Consider the following 17977-nt stretch of genomic DNA (forward strand, 5'->3'; position numbering starts at 1 on the left):
GCCCCGAGGAGACCCCGCTCTGGCAGCGGGTCCTGCGCACCGCCTGGGACCTGGGCGACGGCCCGGTCGAACTCGTCGTCGAGTCCATCCAGGCCAACCCCGCCAAGGCGCTCGCCGCCGTCTTCGCGGAGAGCGCCGTGCACCTCTACGCCGACGGGCTGATGAGCTACGGTCCCACCCGCGGCGAACTGCCCCAGTCGATCGGCTGCCGCGTCCAGCGGCTGCTCCACCTCGACCTGGTCCCGGGACTGCGCCCGCTGCTCCTCGCCGAGTACGGCGTCGAACCGGAGATCGTGCCCGACTCCGCCTTCCGCGCGGTCCTCGCCGAGATCGCCGAGGCGGCCGAGGGGGACCCGCACGTCGCGGCGGCCGTCGAGGCCGCCCCCACCGCCGTGCTCCTCGGCCAGTACCTCGCCGTGCTCGGCATCCTCACCGCCGACGAGGAGGAGGACCTGCACGCCCGGATGGTGCGCGGCGCCGCGGCGGCCGGGCACCGCTCCGTGATCTTCAAACCGCACCCGACCGCCCCCGCCCGCTACTCCCGGGCCCTGCGGGAGGCGGCCGAGGCCGTCGGCGTGCGGCTGACCGTCCTGGACGGCCCGCTGCTCGCCGAGACCTTCTACGCCCGCTGCCGGCCCCGGCTCGTCGTCGGCTGCTTCTCGACCGCGATGCTCACGGCCGCCGTGTACTACGACGTCCCCATCGCCCGGGTCGGCACGGGAACGGTACTGGAGCGGCTCAAGCCGTACGAGAACAGCAACCGCGTGCCGCTGACCCTCGTCGACCACCTCGTGCCCGACCTGGAGTCGGGCGCCGGTCCGGCCGTCCCGGGAGCCGCCCCGGACACGCTGGAACCGCTGGTCAGCGCGGTGGGCTACTGCATGCAGCCGAAGCTGCACCCCGGTCTGCGCGCGGACGCCGCCGCACTCCTCGACGGCCTCCGTCCGGACGATCCGCTCGCCCGCTACATCGACGGGGACCGGCTGACCGAACTCGGTCTGCCCGGCGGGGCCGCGGGCCGCTCCCGGCCGCGGCGGAGCCCGGCGCGCGGCCGGCGGACCTGACCCGGCGGGGCCGGGTACCCCGGGGCAGCGGGGCCGGGCGCCGGGGCGGGGCGGGACGTCCCTCGCACCCCCGGGTGCCGGGCCTCAGGCGTCGACCGACCGGACGATCGTGAAGACGGCACCCTCGGGGTCCGTCACGGTCGCCAGGCGGCCCGCCGTGCCCTCCCGCGGCTGCCGCAGGACCCTGCCGCCCAGTTCCGTGACCAGGCGCGCGGCCGCATCCGTGTCGGCGACCTCGAAGTACGTCATCCAGTGCGCGCCGCGGTCGCGCGGGAGCGCGGTGCCGACCCCGTGCAGGGACGCGACCGGACGGCCGTCAAGGTGCAGGGTCAGGTAGTCGAAGTCCGCGGAGACGACCGGCTCGATCTCGTACCCGAAGACCGTCCGGTAGAACTTGGCGACCATCGAGGTCTCGTGCGTCAGCAACTCGTTCCAGACCGGCGTGCCGGGCGGTCCCGCGGTCGCCGTGCCGTGGTGCGCCTCGGCCTGCCAGACGCCGAAGACGGCGCCCGTCGGGTCCGAGCAGATCGCCAGCCGGCCCGCCTCACCGGCGTCCAGCGGCCCGACGGCGACGGTGCCGCCGCAGCAGCGGATGGTCTCGGTGGTCCCGGCGGCGTCGTCGGTGGCCAGGTAGGTGGTCCAGGCGACCGGCAGATGCCGGTCGGGCGGCAGCTGGCCGATCCCCGCCACCTCCTTGCCGTCCAGGAGGGCGCGGACGTACGGGCCGAGCTGCTGGGGCCCGGGCACGAACTCCCAGCCGAAGAGCGCGCCGTAGAACTCCTGCGTCGCGTCAAGGCCGTGCACCATCAGGCTCACCCACGAAGGTGTACCGGGTGTGCGTCGCGTCGCCTCGGTCATCGTCACTCTCTCCTCGGACCATCGTCGTGGCCGCACGGGGGACCGGGCGTCCGTACGCACGCGTACGGAGCGATGGGCCCGGGCGCCGGCTCCGGAGCGGAGGTCCACACCCGCCGTCGTGCCGGCCGCGCACGTGCCTCACCGCGCGCCCGGTGCCGATCGTTGCACCGTTGGGCGCGCGGTGCGCCCCGGCCGCGCCGATTTTGGCGCGATCCGGCACGAGGATGCCTGGAATGCCGGTTCCTGGCCGTCGCCGACCGGCCGGCGACGCTACCGAGCGGCCCGCGGCGTCGCGGGCTGCGCGAGGATGGCACCCATGAAGCCCATCATCACCGCAAGCGAACTCGTGAGCGAGTCGGCCGGGCCGAGGCCCCCGGTCCTGCTGGACGTCCGCTGGCAGCTGGGCGGCCCGCCCGGGCTGCCCGAGTACGAGGCCGACCACCTTCCCGGCGCGGTCTACGTCGACCTCGACGCCGAGCTGGCCGGCCCGCCCGGCGCCGGCGGCCGGCACCCCCTGCCGGACATGGCGGTCTTCGGCGCGGCGATGCGCCGGGCGGGTGTCTCGGCCGGCACACCGGTCGTGGTCTACGACGGCGGACTCGGCTGGGGCGCGGCCCGCGCCTGGTGGCTGCTGCGCTTCACGGGCCACCGGGACGTGCGGGTCCTCGACGGAGGTCTCGCGGCCTGGACGGGGGAGCTGTCGAAGGAGACCCCGCAGCCGGAACCGGGCGACTTCGCCCCGGAGCCGAGCCCGGTCGGACTGCTCGACGCCGACGGCGCGGCGGCGGTCGCCCGCTCGGGGCTGCTCCTGGACGCGCGGGCGGCGGAGCGCTACCGGGGCGACGTCGAACCGATCGACCGGGTCGGCGGCCACATCCCGGGCGCGGTCTCGGCGCCCACGGCGGAGAACGTCGCTCCCGACGGCCGCTTCCTGCCGGCGGACGCGCTGGCCGCCCGCTTCTCGGGCCTCGGCGCGACCGCCGACTCCGAGGTCGCCGTCTACTGCGGTTCGGGTGTCTCGGGCGCCCACGAGGTCCTGGCCCTGGCGCTGGCCGGTATCCCGGCGGCCCTGTACGCGGGGTCGTGGTCGGAGTGGTCCCACGACCCCGCGCGCCCGGTGGCCACGGGACCGGATCCCCGGTAAGGGGGCGCCGCCGGTCCGCCCAGGCACGCGAAGGGGCCCGCGCCGTGCGACGGCGCGGGCCCCTCTCCCGTTTCCGGTGACGGCTGTGCGGAGTGCCGTCAGTCCTGCTTCTTCCGGCGGGTGCCGAAGACGATCTCGTCCCAGCTCGGGACCGCCGCGCGGCGGCCCGGCCGGACACCGTCGGCCTCCGCCTGGCGGTCGGTGGTGCCCGTCAGGCGGTCGCGGTGACCCGACACCGCGCGGGGCATCAGGACGTCCGCGTACGCCGAGCCCGCTCCGGCCGAGGCCGCCGGAGCCGGCGGCTCCTCCGCCTCGGGCTCGTCGGACGGTTCGGTCGACGAGGGTTCGGTGTTGCGGTCCGGGACGACCATGTCGCCACGGAAGCTCGGCACCGCCTCCAGCAGGCTGGTCAGCGAGTCCCGCTCCTCCTCCGGCTCCGCGGAGGCGGAGGGCCGTTCCGGCTGGCGCTCGATCTGCCGGTCCAGCGCGCGGTCGAGCGGCCGGTCCCGGGGCAGCCGGGCGATCCGCGGCACGAACGGGAAGCTCGGCTCCGGCGCGGCGGCGATCGTGTCGTCCGTCTCGCCGATCAGCGCCCGCGCCTCGTCGTCCACGGCCTGGACGAGCCGCCGGGGCGGGTCGTAGGTCCAGCTCGCCGTGTGCACCTCGCCCGCCACCCGGTAGACGAGCAGCACCTCCCAGGTGCCGTCGTCACGGCGCCAGGAGTCCCACTGCACGGTGTCCTTCTCGGCGCCGCGCAGCAGCAGCCGCTCCTGCACCGCGTCGCCGAGCTGCGGTCCGGTGTTCTCGCCGGGCCGGCGGACGGGGGTCTTGCGGGCCCGCTCCGCCATGAACGCCCGCTCGGCGAGCACGGGGCCCTCGAAGCGCCGTACGCGGTCGACGGGGATCCCGGCGAGCTGGGCGACCTCCTCGGCGGAGGCACCGGCCCTTATGCGCGCCTGGATGTCACGGGGGCGGAGGTGGCTCTCCACCTCGATCTCGATCTGGCCGAGGCGTGCGCGGTCGTTGCGCACGGCGGCGCGCAGCCGCTCGTCGATCGGAAGCGTGTACTCCGTGCTGTCAGCAGCCTTCAGCACCAGTCGTGTGCCGTCGTTGGAGACGGCCACGACACGCAGTTCGGGCATGGGGACCTCCCGGGTGGTGCCTGCCGACGTCACGTGCGTCGCTGCTTCCGCTAGTCGAGTGTGGCCTGCCCGGGTGCAGCCTGCCACAACCTTGCCGAGTTGCCCGGCGTGTCGGGCATGGACCCTGGACCGCCGTTATGGCACGGTTACCTGTCTGCACACGTAGAGTGACAGGTCGTCACGCTGTGCAGCGGGTGTCCGTGTGGTGCCGCGGTGCCGCCGGTTCGAGTGCCACTTTCGGCTCCCTCCCGATGACCCGGACGCCCATGAGAGAGCCCGGACCCAGGGCTCGACACAGTACTCCATTCGGGCCACCTGGGTGGACCGGCGCGCCGCCCAACTTTGCCGACGGTACGGGAGTTGGGTCTCCGCGATCTTGTGCTCGCGTGGCACTGTTCACATAAACGCCAGAAGCGGAACTATTCCTTTCGCCCATATGTCCCTTGTGGGTGGATGGTGGAACGAATGAGCAGGCAAGGGGCGGGGATGGATCACGCCGAGGACGCGAAGAGGGAACGAGTCGCGTCGGACGGGAAGAAGAAGCGGCTCGACCTGAGTGTGGCCCAGGTCTCCGCCAGTGCGGTCGCCGCCGTCGTGGCGGCCAAACTCGCCTCCACCCTGGGCGTGTACGGCACGATCCTGGGCGCCGGGCTGATCAGCGTCATCGCGACCTGCGGCGGCTCCTTCCTCCAGCACCTCTTCAGGCGGACGGGCGAGCAGATACGCGAAGTCGCCGTCCACGGAGAGCCGGTGAGGGGCGCGCGGACCGCCCGGGTTCCGGTGGGCGCCCGGCAGGCCGGGCCCGCCGCCGGGCCCGACCGGAACCGGCCGCCGGTCGAGGCCGGACCGCCGTACGGGGAGGAGTTCGGCGCCGCCACCACGCACGGCACCCGCGTCCGCGGCTGGAAGCGCTCCGCCGTCGCCGCGGCCCTCGTCTTCCTCGTGTCGATGGGCGGCATCACCGCCTACGAGCTGATCTCCGATCAGGACTTCAGCGGCACCAAGGGATCGACCACCTTCGGCTCCGTCGTCCGGGGCCAGGACGGTGCCGGGAGCGCCCCGTCGACCCGCGAGACCCCGGAGAAGCGGCAGGACGACGGCGCCGGACCGACGCCCGGCCGGGAGGGTGAGGACGGAGGCCCGTCCCGCGACACCGGAGGCGACACCCCGGAGCCCGAGCCGACACCCTCGGACTCGGCCGACCCGACACCCGAGCCGTCGGCCACGCCGTCCGCGCCGTCGACGACCCCCGCCCCGACCCCGCCGGAGACCGGGACCCCGTCCGCCGGTGCACCGGCCGGCGGGACGCCGGCTGGCTGAGGCGCCGTCAGTCGCCCAGGACCCGCCGCAGGTAGTCGTTGGCGAAGAGCCGGTCCGGGTCCAGCCGGTCGCGCAGGGCCGTGAACTCGGCGAAGCGCGGGTAGACCTCGGCGAAGTAGGCGGCGTCCCGGGTGTGCACCTTGCCCCAGTGCGGACGTCCCCCGTGCGCCGTCATGATGCTCTCCACCGCGGTGAAGTACGCGCGGTGGGGAGTGCCCTTGTAGAGGTGGACGGCGATGTAGGCGCTCTCCCGGCCCGAGGCGGTCGACAGCGTGATGTCGTCCGCCGGGGCGGTCCGCACCTCGACCGGGAAGCTCACCTTCAGCGGCGAGCGCTCGACCATCGCCTTGACCTCGCGCAGCGCCGAGACGGCCGCCTCGCGCGGCAGCGCGTACTCCATCTCCAGGAAACGCACCCGGCGCGGCGAGGTGAACACCTTGTAGGGGATGTCGGTGTAGGTGCGGGCCGACAGCGCCCGGCTGGAGATCTTGGCGATCGAGGGGATCACCGGGGGCACCGCGCGGCCGAGGGAACAGGCCAGCTGGAAGACCCCGTTGGACAGGAACTCGTCCTCTACCCAGCCGCTGAGCCGTCCGGGAGGGGCGGCCGGGCCCGCGCTGCGGTTGTTGCGCTTGGTGTTGCAGTTGTCCGTGTGGGGGAACCAGTAGAACTCGAAGTGCTCGTTCTCCGCGTGCAGCGCGTCGAACTCCGCGGTGACCCGGTCGAAGGTCATCGGCTCCTCGCGCGCGGTGAGCAGGAAGACCGGCTCGACGGCGAAGGTGATCGCCGTGATCACACCGAGCGCGCCGAGTCCGAGGCGCGCGGCCGCGAAGATCTCCGGGTTCTCCTTCTCCGAGCAGGTCGTCAGCCGGCCGTCGGCCGTGACCAGCTCCAGCTCGCGGATCTGGGCGGCGATCGAGGCCGAGTCCCGGCCGGTGCCGTGCGTCCCGGTGGAGGTGGCGCCGGCGACCGTCTGCTCCATGATGTCGCCCATGTTCGTGAGCGACAGGCCCTCCCGGGCCAGCGCCACGTTCAGCCGCTTGAGGGGCGTGCCCGACTCGACGGTGACCGTCATCGCCTCGCGGTCGATCCGCCGGATCCCGGCCAGCAGATGGGGGCGGACGAGCAGCCCGTCCGTGGCGGCGATCGAGGTGAAGGAGTGGCCGGTTCCGACCGTCTTCACCCGCAGCCCGTCCTCGGCCGCCTTCGTGATCGCGTCGGCCAGTTCCTCGGCCGACGCGGGGCTCACCTCCCGCACGGGGCGGGAGGTGACGTTCCCCGCCCAGTTACGCCACGGGCTGCTCGTCGCCCCGGTGCTCTCCCTCGTGGTCCCGCTCACGCTGCCCCTCCCCAGTCGGCACCGGCTTGCGCAGCCGGCGGTACCCCAGGAGACCCACCACCACCGCGACGCCGCCCGAGACGACGGGCACCACGTACCCCGCCTCCGCACCCCGGGCGTCGACCACCCAGCCGGCGGCCGAGGAGCCCAGCGCCACACCGATCGCGAGCCCGGTACCCGTCCAGGTCATGCCCTCGGTCAGCTTGGTGCGCGGTACGTGCGCTTCGACGAGGGCCATGGTCGTCACCATCGTCGGTGCGATGGAGAGGCCCGCGACAAAGAGCGCCACGGCCAGCAACGGCAGGTTCCCGGCCAGTAGGAGGGGGATCATACTCACGGCCATCGCGCAGACGCCCAGCAGCCAGCGCCGGGACGGCTCGCTCCTGAGGTGCAGCAGCCCGAAGACCGCGCCCGCCAGGCAGGAGCCGAGCGCGTACACGGCGAGGACCAGGCTGGCGGCCGCCTTGGCGCCCCGCTCGTCGGCGAAGGCCACCGTCACCACGTCGACCGAGCCGAAGATCGCGCCGGTGGCGACGAAGGCGAGCGCGAGCACCTGGAGCCCGGGGGAGCTCAGGGCCGAGCCGCCGGACTCCGCGGTGCGCGGATGCGGGCGGGGCTCGGTGGCGCGCAGCGAGGTCAGCCAGAAGACGCCGATCGCGAGGAAGACCCCGGCGAACAGCGGGCCGGCCTCGGGGAACCAGATCGTGGACAGGCCGATGGAGAGGATCGGGCCGAAGATGAAGCACACCTCGTCGACGATCGACTCCCACGAGTACGCGGTGTGCAGCCGGCGGCCCTCACCGCGGTAGATCTCCGCCCAGCGCGCCCGGGTCATGGCGCCGACGCTCGGCACGCAGCCGACGAGGGCCGTGAAGGCGAAGAGCGTCCAGTCCGCGGCGTCCTGCTGGACGCAGACCAGCAGTCCCGCGCCCGCGACCAGCGCGACCAGGGTCGCCGGGCGCAGCACGCGCCGCTGGCCGTACCGGTCGACCAGCCGGGACACCTGCGGGCCCATCACCGCGGCGGACATGGCCAGGGTCGCGGAGAGCGCGCCCGCCAGGCCGTAGCGCCCGGTGACCTGGGAGATCATGGTGACGATGCCGATGCCCATCATGGACAGGGGCATCCGGCCGACGAAGCCGGCCACGGAGAAGGACGTGGTGCCGGGCGCCGCGAAGATCGCGCGATAGGGACTGGGCAAGGGGATCTCCGGGCGTCGGCTCAACACGTGTAATTAATAGCTAAAGCCTACGGTGTTGAAGTGCGCGCGGCCAGCCTGTTCTCCGGTCGGGCCGCGCCCTCCGCCACGAGGGACGGGTGGGAGGATCGGTCCATGTCCGATCAGCACGATCCCGCTCCGTACGACGCCCTTCTGCTGCTCTCCTTCGGCGGCCCCGAGGGCCCGGACGACGTGGTCCCGTTCCTGGAGAACGTGACCCGCGGCCGAGGCATCCCGAAGGAACGGCTCAAGGAGGTGGGGCAGCACTACTTCCTCTTCGGCGGCGTCAGCCCGATCAACGACCAGAACCGCGCGCTGCTCGCCGCGCTGCGGGAGGACTTCGCGCAGGCCGGCCTCGACCTGCCGGTCTACTGGGGGAACCGGAACTGGGCGCCGTATCTCACCGACACCCTGCGGGAGATGATCACCGACGGCCGGCGCCACATCGCCGTGCTCACGACCAGCGCCTACGCCTCCTACTCCGGCTGCCGCCAGTACCGCGAGAACCTCGCCGACGCCCTCTCCGAGCTGGAGGCGGAAGGGCTGCCGCTGCCCCGGGTCGACAAGCTCCGGCACTACTTCAACCACCCCGGGTTCGTCGGTCCCATGGTCGAGGGCGTCCTCGCCTCGCTGGACGAACTCGACCCGTCCGTGCGGTCCGGCGCCCACCTCGCCTTCACCACCCACTCCATCCCCGACTCCGCGGCGGACTCCTCCGGACCGGCAGCCGAGCACGGCGCCGGCGGGGCCTACGTGAAGCAGCACCTCGACGTCGCCCGGGTGATCGTGGACGCGGTCCGCGAGCGGACCGGCGAGGACCACCCCTGGCGCCTCGTCTACCAGTCCCGCAGCGGCGCCCCGCACATCCCCTGGCTCGAACCCGACATCTGCGACCACCTGGAGGAGCTCCACGGAGCCGGGGCCCCGGCCGCCGTGATGGTCCCCATCGGCTTCGTCTCGGACCACATGGAGGTCCTCTACGACCTCGACACGGAGGCCACCGCCAAGGCCGCGGAGCTGGGGCTCCCGGTCCGGCGCTCGGCGACCGTCGGGGCGGACCCGCGCTTCGCCGCGGCCGTGCGCGAGCTGGTCCTGGAGCGCGCCGCGCGCGAGCGGGGCGTCCGCGCCGAGCGCTGCGCACTGGGCGCCCTCGGCGCCTCCCACGACCTCTGCCCGATCGGCTGCTGCCCGGCGCGGGCCGACCGGCCGGCGGCCGCCGGCGCCGACAGCCCGTACGCCTAAGGAGCACCCATGACCGAGCCCGTGACTCCCGGGTCCACCGGCCCCGCGCCGACCGACCCCCTCCTCGCCGAACTGCTCACCCTCGCCCTGGAGGCCGGCCGCCGGGCCGGCGCGCTGCTGCGCGACGGCCGGCCGGACGACCTCGCCGTGGCGGCGACCAAGACCAGTCCGATCGACGTCGTCACCGAGATGGACCTCGCCGCCGAGAAGCTGATCACCGGCTACCTCTCCGAGCACCGTCCCGACGACGGCTTCCTCGGCGAGGAGGGCGCCGCCAGTCCCGGCACCAGCGGCGTCCGCTGGGTCATCGACCCGCTCGACGGCACCGTGAACTACCTCTACGGGCTGCCCACCTGGGCGGTCTCCATCGCCGCCGAACGCGACGGCGAGACCGTCGTCGGCGTCGTGGCGGCCCCGCTGCGCGGCGAGACCTACCACGCGGTCCTGGGCGGGGGCGCGTACGTCGGCGACCGCCGCCTCGCCGCCCGTCCGTCGCCCCCGCTGGACCAGGCGCTGATCTCCACCGGCTTCGGCTACGTCCAGCAGCGCCGGGCCCACCAGGCCGACGTCGCCCAGCGCATGATCCCGCTCCTGCGGGACATCCGCCGGGGCGGCTCCGCGGCCATCGACCTGTGCGACGTCGCGGCCGGCCGCCTCGACGGCTACTACGAGCGCGGCCTCAACCCCTGGGACCTCGCCGCGGGGGACCTCATCGCCCGCGAGGCGGGCTGCCTGACCGGCGGACGCCCCGGCGAGCCCGCCTCGGGCGAGCTGACCGTCGCGGCGTCCCCCGGCGTCTTCGCCCCCCTCCAGAAGCTCCTGGAGGAGCACGGCGCCTGGCACGACTGAGGGCCGTCCCGGACACATGAGGGGGCCCCGTGCGGATCCGCACGGGGCCCCCTCATGTCGGTGGGGTCAGGCGCAGGTCGCGCCGATCTCCACGCCGTGTTCGGCGGCCAGGCGATGCAGGTCTTCGAGCTCAGCCTGCTCGACGTCCGCGAGGAAGTCGTCGCCCGTCTCGCGAGCCCGTGTGAGGTCGGTCTGCGCCGTCCTAATGCGCTGCAGCAGTCCTGCGGTGAAAGCGTCCATCGTGCGCCCCCTCGTCATGGGTCGGTGGCACGGGGTGTGCCGAGGGTGGGTGGATCACACGCTGCAACCTCTGGGGGACAGAACGGCTTGTGGCGTGCCACATACAGGGCGTGATCACGGGGTGTGCAGTCGTCCTCCCCAGGCCCTTCCTCACAGAAACCTCAACTGGCCCGTGAATCAGGTGAATTCTTGGCACGCTCCCGGCCGCCCCCGGCGCACGCCCCGCGCTCCGCGCGCTCCGTCCCGCCCGCGCACCGGACCCCAGGGGAGCACTTCGGACCAGCTCCGCGGGCCGCCCCGGCCCAGGCCGGGTCCGGGGCGGCCGCAGCCCGCCTTACAGCCGGTTTACGCGCGTTCGGGGCAGGATGGACACGCACAGTCAGTGCTCAGGAACCGCCCGGTCCGCGCTCGTCGCGCCCATGACCAGGGCACTCGGGAAGGAAATGCGACGTGCGTGTACTCGTCGTCGAGGACGAGCAGCTGCTCGCCGATGCGGTGGCCACCGGACTGCGCCGGGAGGCACTGGCCGTCGACGTCGTGTACGACGGCGCCGCGGCCCTCGAACGCATCGGGGTCAACGACTACGACGTGGTCGTCCTCGACCGTGATCTCCCGCTCGTCCACGGCGACGACGTCTGCCGCAAGATCGTCGAGCTCGGGATGCCCACGCGCGTCCTGATGCTCACGGCATCCGCCGACGTCAGCGAGCGCGTGGAGGGTCTGGAGCTCGGTGCGGACGACTACCTGCCCAAGCCCTTCGCGTTCACCGAGCTGACCGCGCGGGTGCGGGCGCTCGGCCGGCGCACCACGGTGCCGCTGCCGCCCGTCCTGGAGCGCGCCGGGATCAAGCTCGACCCGAACCGCCGCGAGGTCCTGCGCGACGGCCGGGAGGTGCAGCTCGCCCCGAAGGAGTTCGCCGTCCTGGAGGTCCTGATGCGCAGCGAGGGAGCCGTCGTCTCGGCCGAGCAGCTGCTGGAGAAGGCCTGGGACGAGAACACCGACCCGTTCACCAACGTCGTGCGGGTCACGGTGATGACCCTGCGGCGCAAGCTCGGGGAGCCGCCCGTGATCGTCACGGTGCCCGGCTCCGGCTACCGGATCTGACCCCCGTGACCACGACCCCTGCGCCGCCCCAGGCGCCCCCGAAGCCGACCTGGGACCCCCGGGACCCGGTCCGGCCGCTGCTGCGTCCGACCATCCGCATACGGCTCACGCTGCTGTACGGCGGCATGTTTTTGATCGCGGGCATCCTGCTGCTGTCGATCATCTACCTGCTCACCGCCAACGCGCTGAACGCCACCGTCGCCGACCTGCCCTTCAAGATCGTCGAAGGCCAGGTGCAGCCCACCACCTCGTGGTGCAACCTGCCCAAGCAGGGCACCGTGGACCAGTTCAACGCCGCTGCCTCGGCCTGCTTCCAGCACCAGCGCGACCTGGCGCTGGACGACCTGCTGCGGCGCTCGCTGTTCGCGCTGCTCGGCCTGAGCATCATCGCCTTCGCCTTCGGCTACGCCATGGCCGGCCGGGTGCTCTCCCCGCTCGGCCGGATCACCCGGACCGCCCGCCAGGTGGCCGGATCCGACCTGACCCGGCGGATCAAGCTGGACGGCCCCGACGACGAGCTCAAGGAGCTCGCCGACACCTTCGACGACATGCTGGACCGGCTGGAACGGGCCTTCACCGCCCAGCAGCGGTTCGTCGCCAACGCCTCGCACGAGCTGCGCACGCCGCTGGCGATCAACCGCACGCTCCTGGAGGTCCACCTCTCGGACCCCGGAGTGCCCGTGGAGCTCCAGCAGCTCGGCAAGACGCTGCTGGCCACCAACGAGCGCAGCGAGCAGCTGGTGGAGGGCCTGCTGCTGCTGGCCCGCAGCGACAACGAGATCATCGAGCGCAAACCGGTGGACCTCGCCGAGGTCGCCTCGCGCGCCATCGACCAGGTGCACGCGGAGGCCGAGGCCAAGGGCGTCGAGATCCGCGGCGAGCGGGAGCCCGCCGTGGTGCAGGGCAACGGCGTCCTGCTGGAGCGGATCGCCCTGAACCTGGTGCAGAACGGCGTGCGCTACAACGTGGCGGAGGAGGGCTGGGTGGAGGTGACCACGGAGGTCGACCACGGACAGGCGGTCATGGTGGTCTCGAACACGGGTCCCGTGGTTCCCGCGTACGAGGTCGACAACCTCTTCGAGCCGTTCAGACGGCTGCGTACGGAGCGTACGGGGAGCGACAAGGGCGTCGGTCTCGGCCTGTCGATCGCCCGATCCGTCGCGCGCGCCCACGGCGGCCGTATCATCGCGGAGCCCCGCGAAGGCGGCGGTCTCGTGATGCGTGTCACTCTTCCGATCTGACACACTTCGGGTACCAGCCGGTTCCGTTCGCTTTGCGCGGAATTTTCGGAGCCCGTTCCTGAGACGCACCTGTGTGATCGATCACAGGAGCGAGCAGCCGACTCTCTACTCTCCGTGATCGAGAATTCCAGTGGAAAACCGGGAAAAGTCCGGGTTTCCGGGGCCCTGGATGACGGGAAGTACACGGGGTGGCACCCGTGAGGGACGGCAGGTGGACCGTGTACGGTCCCGTTCGCCACCCAAAGCCGATCACTCGTGAGAGGGCGGGTTGGGTGTCGATTGAGTAACAGACCTTGATGTGAGGCAAAATCTCCGCCTCGGGTCGGGCACAAGTCCGGCCTCTCACGCGTTACGTGCGCTGGAGACACCGCAACCACCCAGAGGGGGAGAGCGACATGGCAACGGATTACGACACCCCACGCAAGACCGACGACGACGTCGATTCGGACAGCCTTGAGGAACTGAAGGCCCGCCGGAACGACAAGTCGACCTCGACGGTCGACGTCGACGAGTTCGAGGCCGCAGAGGGACTGGAGCTTCCCGGCGCGGACCTGTCCAACGAGGAGCTCGCCGTCCGGGTCCTGCCCAAGCAGGCCGACGAGTTCACCTGCATGAGCTGCTTCCTCGTGCACCACCGCAGCCAGCTGGCGCGGGAGAAGAACGGCCAGCCGATCTGCCGCGACTGCGACTGAGACCGGTCGGCCGTGGCAGGCGACACACCGTCCAGGAAGCGTCGCTTCCGCCTCCCTGGGAGGCCGGAGGCGCACCAGGGCGGCTCCGGCCCGGTGGAGGGTGCCCAGGAGGCTCCCGAAGCCGAGCAGAGCGCCCTCCTGCCCGTCCTCGGCGTACGTGACGACGAGCGGGGCCCCTCGGCCTCGCTCGAAGCAGCCACGACGCCGGACCCGGTCGAGCGGGAGACACCGCGTGGCGGCCGCCTCGAAGCCGTCAGGCGGGCCGCCGAACCGGCGCGCGCCCAGCTGGACCGGCTCAAACCCGACCGTGCCCGGATGGACGCCGTCAGGCGCGGCGTGAAGCGCGGCGGCGAGGGCGCCAAGGCCGGTCTCGGCTATCTCGCCGACCGGCTGATCGAGCTGGCCCCGCGCATTCCCGTGCGCGACCTGGCGACCCTGCGCAAGCACTTCCCGGGGCTCGGCCCCGAGCAGATCGCCGACAAGCTCGTGGCGGGCGCCGCCAACGCGACCTCCACCGTCGGCGCCGGCATCGGCGCCGCCGCCATGCTGCCCGTGCCCCCCGCGATGCCGGCCGAGCTGGCCGCGGAGATCACGGGCGTCGCAGCCATCGAGCTGAAGCTGATCGCCGAACTGCACGAGGTCTACGGCCTGCGGCCGTCCGGCTCGCTCACCCAGCGCTCGACGGCCTATCTGACGTCCTGGGCCGAGGAGCGGGGCATCGACCCCACCCGGCCCACCACCGTCAACGCGGCGCTCGGCGGACAGCTCAAGCGCGAACTGCGTCAGCAGATCATGAAGCGCATGGTGCGCGACCTGCCCAACCTCATGCCGTTCATGGTCGGTGCCGCCGTCGGCGCCGTGATGAACCGGCGCGACACCAAGAAGCTCGCGGGACACATCCGCAAGGACCTGCGCAAGCGCCAGGTCCCCTGGGAGGCCCTCGGCGGCCTGCCCCCGCTGGAGCAGCCGGAGAACCCCAAGGAGCTCGGCTTCTAGGACAGGACCTGGGCCTGCCCTGCCGGACGGGTCAGGTCCGGGACGGGCCGGCAGCCTGCCGTCCCGCCGCACAGCCGGTCAGCAGCCCGGCGGCGCCCGTCCGGACGCCGCTCCGGAGCCGTCAGCCGCCGCCCTACGCCTCCGCGGACCTCGCGGTCGCGTTCCCCGCCTCGTCCGCGCGGGCCGCCTCCAGGGCCGCCGCCAGACCCTGCGGGTCCCGGGTCGAGAGGTAGACGTACGGCGTCGGGTCCGCCGGATCGGTGACCTCGACCCGGAGCGCGGTCGGCACGTAGCTCCGCAGCAGCATGAACGCGCGCGGATCGGCCTTGAAGCTGCGCCAGGCGCGCGCCTCCTCCGCGTCCAGCACCTCGGGCGTCCCCAGAGCGGAGACCGGGATCCGCGCCTCGCCGGCGACCAGCGAGCCCGCCACCACACGAATGCGGGCGGAGCCGTACGAGGAGACCACGACGGCCGCCGCGGCCGCCGCGGCGATCAGGCCGGCGAGCATCGGGACCGTGCCCAGCGGGAACGCCACCAGACCGCCGGACAGACCCAGCAGCGCCACGATCACCCACCACGAACGGGGGGCGGTCAGTCGTTCGTCGAAGCGCGGCGCGGAGGACGGTGCGGAAGGCTGCATGCCTCCAAGCTTGGCACGGCGCGACCAGGCCCTACCCGCGCGGGTAAGGTCTGCGCCTGTGACTGCAACATCTGCCGCCCTCACCCCGCCGGCCGACGCCATACCGCCGGTACGCCACTCCGACGCGCCCGCCCCCGGCGAGCTGCTCGGCGCGCACTACGAGCACTGCTTCGGGTGCGGCGGCGGGCAGCCCCACGGACTCCACCTCGCGGCCCGCGCCGGCGAGGGCGTGACCGTCACCGCCGAGTTCACCGTCACCCCCGACCACCAGGGCGCCCCCGGCCTCGCGCACGGCGGCGTCCTCGCCACCGCGCTCGACGAGACCCTCGGCTCCCTGAACTGGCTGCTGCGGGTCATCGCCGTCACCGGACGCCTGGAGACCGACTTCGTCCGGCCCGTGCCGGTCGGCACCGTCCTGCACCTGGAGGCCGAGGTCACCGCCGTGCACGGGCGCAAGATCTACTCGACCGCGACCGGCCGGATCGGCGGGCCCGAGGGCCCCGTCGCCGTCCGTGCCGACGCCCTCTTCATAGAGGTCAAGGTCGACCACTTCATCGACAACGGCCGGCCGGAGGAGATCCAGGCCGCCATGTCCGACCCCGACCAGGTCCGGCGCGCCCGCGCCTTCGAGGTGAACCCCTGATGCGCAACCCCGTCGACGTACTCATCCGGCGCGTGGACCCGGACGTACCGCTCCCGTCCTACGGCCATCCCGGGGACGCCGGGGCCGACCTCGTGACCACCGAGGCGGCCGTCCTGGCCCCCGGTGAGCGGGCCGTGCTCCCCACCGGGGTCTCCATCGCGCTGCCCGACGGCTACGCCGCCTTCGTGCACCCCCGCTCGGGCCTGGCCGCCCGCTGCGGAGTAGCCCTCGTGAATGCCCCGGGGACGGTGGATGCCGGGTACCGTGGAGAGATCAAGGTGATCGTGGTCAATCTCGACCCGCGCGAGAGCGTGCGGTTCGAACGATTCGACAGGATTGCCCAACTTGTCGTCCAGCAGGTCGAGAAGGTGCGCTTCCACGAGGTGGCGGAGCTTCCCGGCTCGGCGCGGGCCGAGGGGGGCTTCGGGTCCACCGGCGGGCATGCCGCCGTGGACGGCACATCGGGTGGGAATCGATACGCTTCGGTCGTATCCGACCGGGAAGGACAGTGACGTGTTCGGACGTCGCAAGAAGAGTGGTTCCGCTGGGGACGTGGCGGACGCAGCGGGCGAGGCCGAGCAGGTCGTCGACGAGCTCGACACCGACGACACGGCCGGCGCGCCGCGCCGGGTGAACCTTCCGCCGGCTCCCCGGCCCGACGGACCGTGGGACATCTCCGAGGTCTCCAAGCCGGAGGACGGCCGGGTGGACCTGGGCGGCATCTTCGTGCCCGGAGTCGAGGGCATGGAGCTGCGGGTCGAGGTGGCGGGCGACGCGATCGTCGCGGCCACCGTCGTGCTGCGTGACAGCGCCGTGCAGCTGCAGGCGTTCGCCGCGCCGAAGAAGGAAGGCATCTGGGGCGAGGTCCGCGAGGAGATCGCCTCCGGCATCACCCAGCAGGGCGGTGTCATCGACGAGGTCGAGGGCCCGCTGGGCTGGGAGCTGCGCGCCCAGGTCCCCGTACAGCTGCCGGACGGCACCGGCGGCGTGCAGCTGGTGCGTTTCGTGGGCGTCGACGGGCCCCGCTGGTTCCTGCGCGGAGTGATCTCCGGCCAGGGCGCCGTGCAGCCCGAGGCGGCCGGCCTCCTGGAGCAGATCGTCCGGGACACCGTGGTGGTCCGGGGCGAGGGGCCGATGGCCCCCCGCGACCCGATCGTCCTCAAGCTGCCGAACGACGCGCAGATGGTGCCCGAGGGCGTCCAGCAGGAGGAGCAGGAAGGCTCGCGCTTCTCCGGAGGCATGGGCCAGCTCCAGCGCGGCCCCGAGATCACCGAGGTCCGCTGACCGCGGCCCTCGCACGGACGACAGCACGACCGGTGGGCCGGTCCCCGTACGGGGACCGGCCCACCGGCGTTCCGTGGATCTTCGCCCCCTCCGAGTCTGGTCGGCGGGCGCCCCGGCGGCACATACTGGCGGGCGCACGTGTCCGACGACGGGGGGAGCCCAGGGTGAGTGAGAGCAGCGCGCGGTCCGGTACGGCGGTGGCCGAGGATCCGTCCGGCGGCCCCATGGTGCGCGTCCGCAACCTGCACCGGTCGTACGGCACGGGCGCGGCGGCCGTCCACGCCCTGCGCGGAGTCTCCTTCGACATTCCGCGCGGCGAGCTCGTCGCCCTCAAGGGCCGCTCGGGTTCGGGCAAGACGACCCTGCTCAACCTCGTCGGCGGCCTGGACACCCCGGACGACGGACGGATCACCATCGGCGGCACGGACCTCGCCGAGCTGGGCGAGAACGGCCTCCTGGAACTCCGCCGGGACCGCATCGGCTTCATCTTCCAGTCCTTCGGCCTCATCCCCATCCTGACGGCCGCCGAGAACGTGGGCGTCCCGCTGCGCCTGCGCAAGGCCGACCCCAAGGAGCGGGAGGAGCGCGTCGCCCTGCTGCTCGCCCTGGTCGGCCTCGCCGACCACGCGGCCCAGCGCCCCGGCGAGCTGTCCGGCGGCCAGCAGCAGCGCGTCGCCATCGCCCGCGCGCTGGCCAACAAGCCGGCCCTGCTGATCGCCGACGAGCCGACGGGCCAGCTGGACGCGGAGACCGGACTCGCGGTGATGGAGCTGCTGCGCGCCGTGGTGCGCAGCGAGGGCGTCACGGCACTGGTGGCCACCCACGACCCGCAGCTGCTGGGCCTGGCGGACCGGGTCCTCGAACTCGGCGACGGCGAGATCATCGAGCACTAGGGGGCGTCTTGTCGATCTTGCCGGGCTCCCGGCGTGATCGACAAGACACTCCCTGGTTCCCGCCACG

General features: G+C 73.1%; 19 protein-coding genes. 13 read left to right on the plus strand and 6 right to left on the minus strand.

Annotated elements, in window-relative coordinates; genetic code table 11:
• A partial coding sequence (locus tag EAO71_RS06220) for a polysialyltransferase family glycosyltransferase (protein WP_147976812.1) occupies positions 1-1064 on the plus strand: 1064 nt, incomplete at its 5' end.
• Between the two features lie 84 nt (positions 1065-1148).
• Here the strand turns inward: EAO71_RS06220 and EAO71_RS06225 are convergent.
• Positions 1149-1922, minus strand: a complete 774-nt coding sequence (locus EAO71_RS06225; RefSeq protein WP_147976767.1) for a VOC family protein — start codon at positions 1920-1922, stop codon at positions 1149-1151.
• 316 nt (positions 1923-2238) lie between these two features.
• Here EAO71_RS06225 and EAO71_RS06230 point away from each other — a divergent pair, with 316 nt between their 5' ends.
• Positions 2239-3066, plus strand: coding sequence for a sulfurtransferase (locus EAO71_RS06230; RefSeq protein WP_147976768.1), 828 nt, complete (start codon positions 2239-2241; stop codon positions 3064-3066).
• A gap of 98 nt (positions 3067-3164) precedes the next feature.
• Here EAO71_RS06230 and sepH read toward each other — a convergent pair whose 3' ends face one another.
• A complete protein-coding gene (gene sepH / locus EAO71_RS06235) occupies positions 3165-4241 on the minus strand; it encodes a septation protein SepH (RefSeq protein WP_147976769.1) in 1077 nt (358 codons plus the stop codon).
• 453 nt (positions 4242-4694) lie between these two features.
• Between sepH and EAO71_RS06240 the strand changes: the two genes are divergently transcribed.
• Positions 4695-5528, plus strand: coding sequence for a hypothetical protein (locus EAO71_RS06240; protein WP_147976770.1), 834 nt, complete (start codon positions 4695-4697; stop codon positions 5526-5528).
• A gap of 7 nt (positions 5529-5535) precedes the next feature.
• Here EAO71_RS06240 and EAO71_RS06245 read toward each other — a convergent pair whose 3' ends face one another.
• Both EAO71_RS06245 and EAO71_RS06250 read right to left on the minus strand, forming a co-directional pair.
• Positions 5536-6867 carry a D-arabinono-1,4-lactone oxidase gene (locus tag EAO71_RS06245; RefSeq protein ID WP_147976771.1) on the minus strand — a complete coding sequence of 444 codons (1332 nt, stop codon included), beginning with the start codon at positions 6865-6867 and terminating at the stop codon, positions 5536-5538.
• The gene (locus tag EAO71_RS06250; RefSeq protein WP_147976772.1) at positions 6815-8068 is read right to left on the minus strand and encodes an MFS transporter; all 1254 of its coding nucleotides are present in this window, start codon (positions 8066-8068) and stop codon (positions 6815-6817) included. The genes EAO71_RS06245 and EAO71_RS06250 overlap by 53 nt, the downstream gene beginning before the upstream one ends.
• A gap of 132 nt (positions 8069-8200) precedes the next feature.
• Here EAO71_RS06250 and EAO71_RS06255 point away from each other — a divergent pair, with 132 nt between their 5' ends.
• A complete protein-coding gene (locus EAO71_RS06255; RefSeq protein ID WP_147976773.1) occupies positions 8201-9328 on the plus strand; it encodes a ferrochelatase in 1128 nt (375 codons plus the stop codon).
• Positions 9329-9337: 9 nt separating this feature from the next.
• Positions 9338-10177: an inositol monophosphatase family protein gene (locus tag EAO71_RS06260; RefSeq protein ID WP_147976774.1), complete on the plus strand. Its 840-nt coding sequence runs from the start codon at positions 9338-9340 to the stop codon at positions 10175-10177.
• A gap of 66 nt (positions 10178-10243) precedes the next feature.
• Here the strand turns inward: EAO71_RS06260 and EAO71_RS37520 are convergent, their stop codons facing one another.
• Positions 10244-10417: a hypothetical protein gene (locus tag EAO71_RS37520; RefSeq protein ID WP_187282579.1), complete on the minus strand. Its 174-nt coding sequence runs from the start codon at positions 10415-10417 to the stop codon at positions 10244-10246.
• Between the two features lie 450 nt (positions 10418-10867).
• Between EAO71_RS37520 and EAO71_RS06265 the strand changes: the two genes are divergently transcribed.
• The 4 genes from EAO71_RS06265 (at position 10868) to EAO71_RS06280 (ending at position 14450) form a co-directional block, all read left to right on the plus strand.
• Entirely contained in the window at positions 10868-11521 is a 654-nt protein-coding gene (locus tag EAO71_RS06265) for a response regulator transcription factor (protein ID WP_147976775.1), read from the plus strand.
• A gap of 5 nt (positions 11522-11526) precedes the next feature.
• A complete protein-coding gene (locus tag EAO71_RS06270; protein WP_147976776.1) occupies positions 11527-12762 on the plus strand; it encodes a sensor histidine kinase in 1236 nt (411 codons plus the stop codon).
• A gap of 395 nt (positions 12763-13157) precedes the next feature.
• A complete protein-coding gene (locus tag EAO71_RS06275; RefSeq protein ID WP_003955561.1) occupies positions 13158-13454 on the plus strand; it encodes a DUF4193 domain-containing protein in 297 nt (98 codons plus the stop codon).
• Positions 13455-13466: 12 nt separating this feature from the next.
• Entirely contained in the window at positions 13467-14450 is a 984-nt protein-coding gene (locus EAO71_RS06280; RefSeq protein ID WP_147976777.1) for a hypothetical protein, read from the plus strand.
• A 133-nt stretch (positions 14451-14583) separates the two neighbouring features.
• On the opposite strand, the gene EAO71_RS06285 is transcribed toward EAO71_RS06280, so the two are convergent.
• Positions 14584-15090 (minus strand): DUF3093 domain-containing protein, encoded by a 507-nt coding sequence (locus tag EAO71_RS06285; RefSeq protein WP_147976778.1) that lies wholly within the window; start codon positions 15088-15090, stop codon positions 14584-14586.
• A 58-nt stretch (positions 15091-15148) separates the two neighbouring features.
• On the opposite strand from EAO71_RS06285, the gene EAO71_RS06290 reads away from it, so the two are divergent.
• The 4 genes from EAO71_RS06290 (at position 15149) to EAO71_RS06305 (ending at position 17910) form a co-directional block, all read left to right on the plus strand.
• Entirely contained in the window at positions 15149-15733 is a 585-nt protein-coding gene (locus EAO71_RS06290; RefSeq protein WP_147976779.1) for a PaaI family thioesterase, read from the plus strand.
• Entirely contained in the window at positions 15733-16245 is a 513-nt protein-coding gene (gene dut, locus EAO71_RS06295; RefSeq protein WP_147976780.1) for a dUTP diphosphatase, read from the plus strand. Before EAO71_RS06290 ends, dut begins: the two co-directional genes overlap by 1 nt.
• A gap of 1 nt (position 16246) precedes the next feature.
• Positions 16247-17017: a DUF3710 domain-containing protein gene (locus tag EAO71_RS06300; RefSeq protein ID WP_147976781.1), complete on the plus strand. Its 771-nt coding sequence runs from the start codon at positions 16247-16249 to the stop codon at positions 17015-17017.
• 224 nt (positions 17018-17241) lie between these two features.
• Positions 17242-17910, plus strand: a complete 669-nt coding sequence (locus EAO71_RS06305; RefSeq protein WP_261992033.1) for an ABC transporter ATP-binding protein — start codon at positions 17242-17244, stop codon at positions 17908-17910.
• Positions 17911-17977 lie beyond the last annotated feature (67 nt).

The sequence above is a fragment of the Streptomyces sp. MS191 genome, assembly GCF_008042125.1.
GTDB lineage: Bacteria > Actinomycetota > Actinomycetes > Streptomycetales > Streptomycetaceae > Streptomyces.

Bases quoted from the DNA above. Each gene is read 5' to 3' on its own strand.
- EAO71_RS37520 (WP_187282579.1), bottom strand. From the start codon at position 10,417: ATGGACGCTTTCACCGCAGGACTGCTGCAGCGCATTAGGACGGCGCAG.
- EAO71_RS06230 (WP_147976768.1), top strand. From the start codon at position 2,239: ATGAAGCCCATCATCACCGCAAGCGAACTCGTGAGCGAGTCGGCCGGG.
- EAO71_RS06260 (WP_147976774.1), top strand. From the start codon at position 9,338: ATGACCGAGCCCGTGACTCCCGGGTCCACCGGCCCCGCGCCGACCGAC.
- EAO71_RS06225 (WP_147976767.1), bottom strand. From the start codon at position 1,922: ATGACCGAGGCGACGCGACGCACACCCGGTACACCTTCGTGGGTGAGC.
- EAO71_RS06285 (WP_147976778.1), bottom strand. From the start codon at position 15,090: ATGCAGCCTTCCGCACCGTCCTCCGCGCCGCGCTTCGACGAACGACTG.
- EAO71_RS06275 (WP_003955561.1), top strand. From the start codon at position 13,158: ATGGCAACGGATTACGACACCCCACGCAAGACCGACGACGACGTCGAT.
- EAO71_RS06255 (WP_147976773.1), top strand. From the start codon at position 8,201: ATGTCCGATCAGCACGATCCCGCTCCGTACGACGCCCTTCTGCTGCTC.
- dut (WP_147976780.1), top strand. From the start codon at position 15,733: ATGCGCAACCCCGTCGACGTACTCATCCGGCGCGTGGACCCGGACGTA.
- EAO71_RS06240 (WP_147976770.1), top strand. From the start codon at position 4,695: ATGGATCACGCCGAGGACGCGAAGAGGGAACGAGTCGCGTCGGACGGG.
- EAO71_RS06305 (WP_261992033.1), top strand. From the start codon at position 17,242: ATGGTGCGCGTCCGCAACCTGCACCGGTCGTACGGCACGGGCGCGGCG.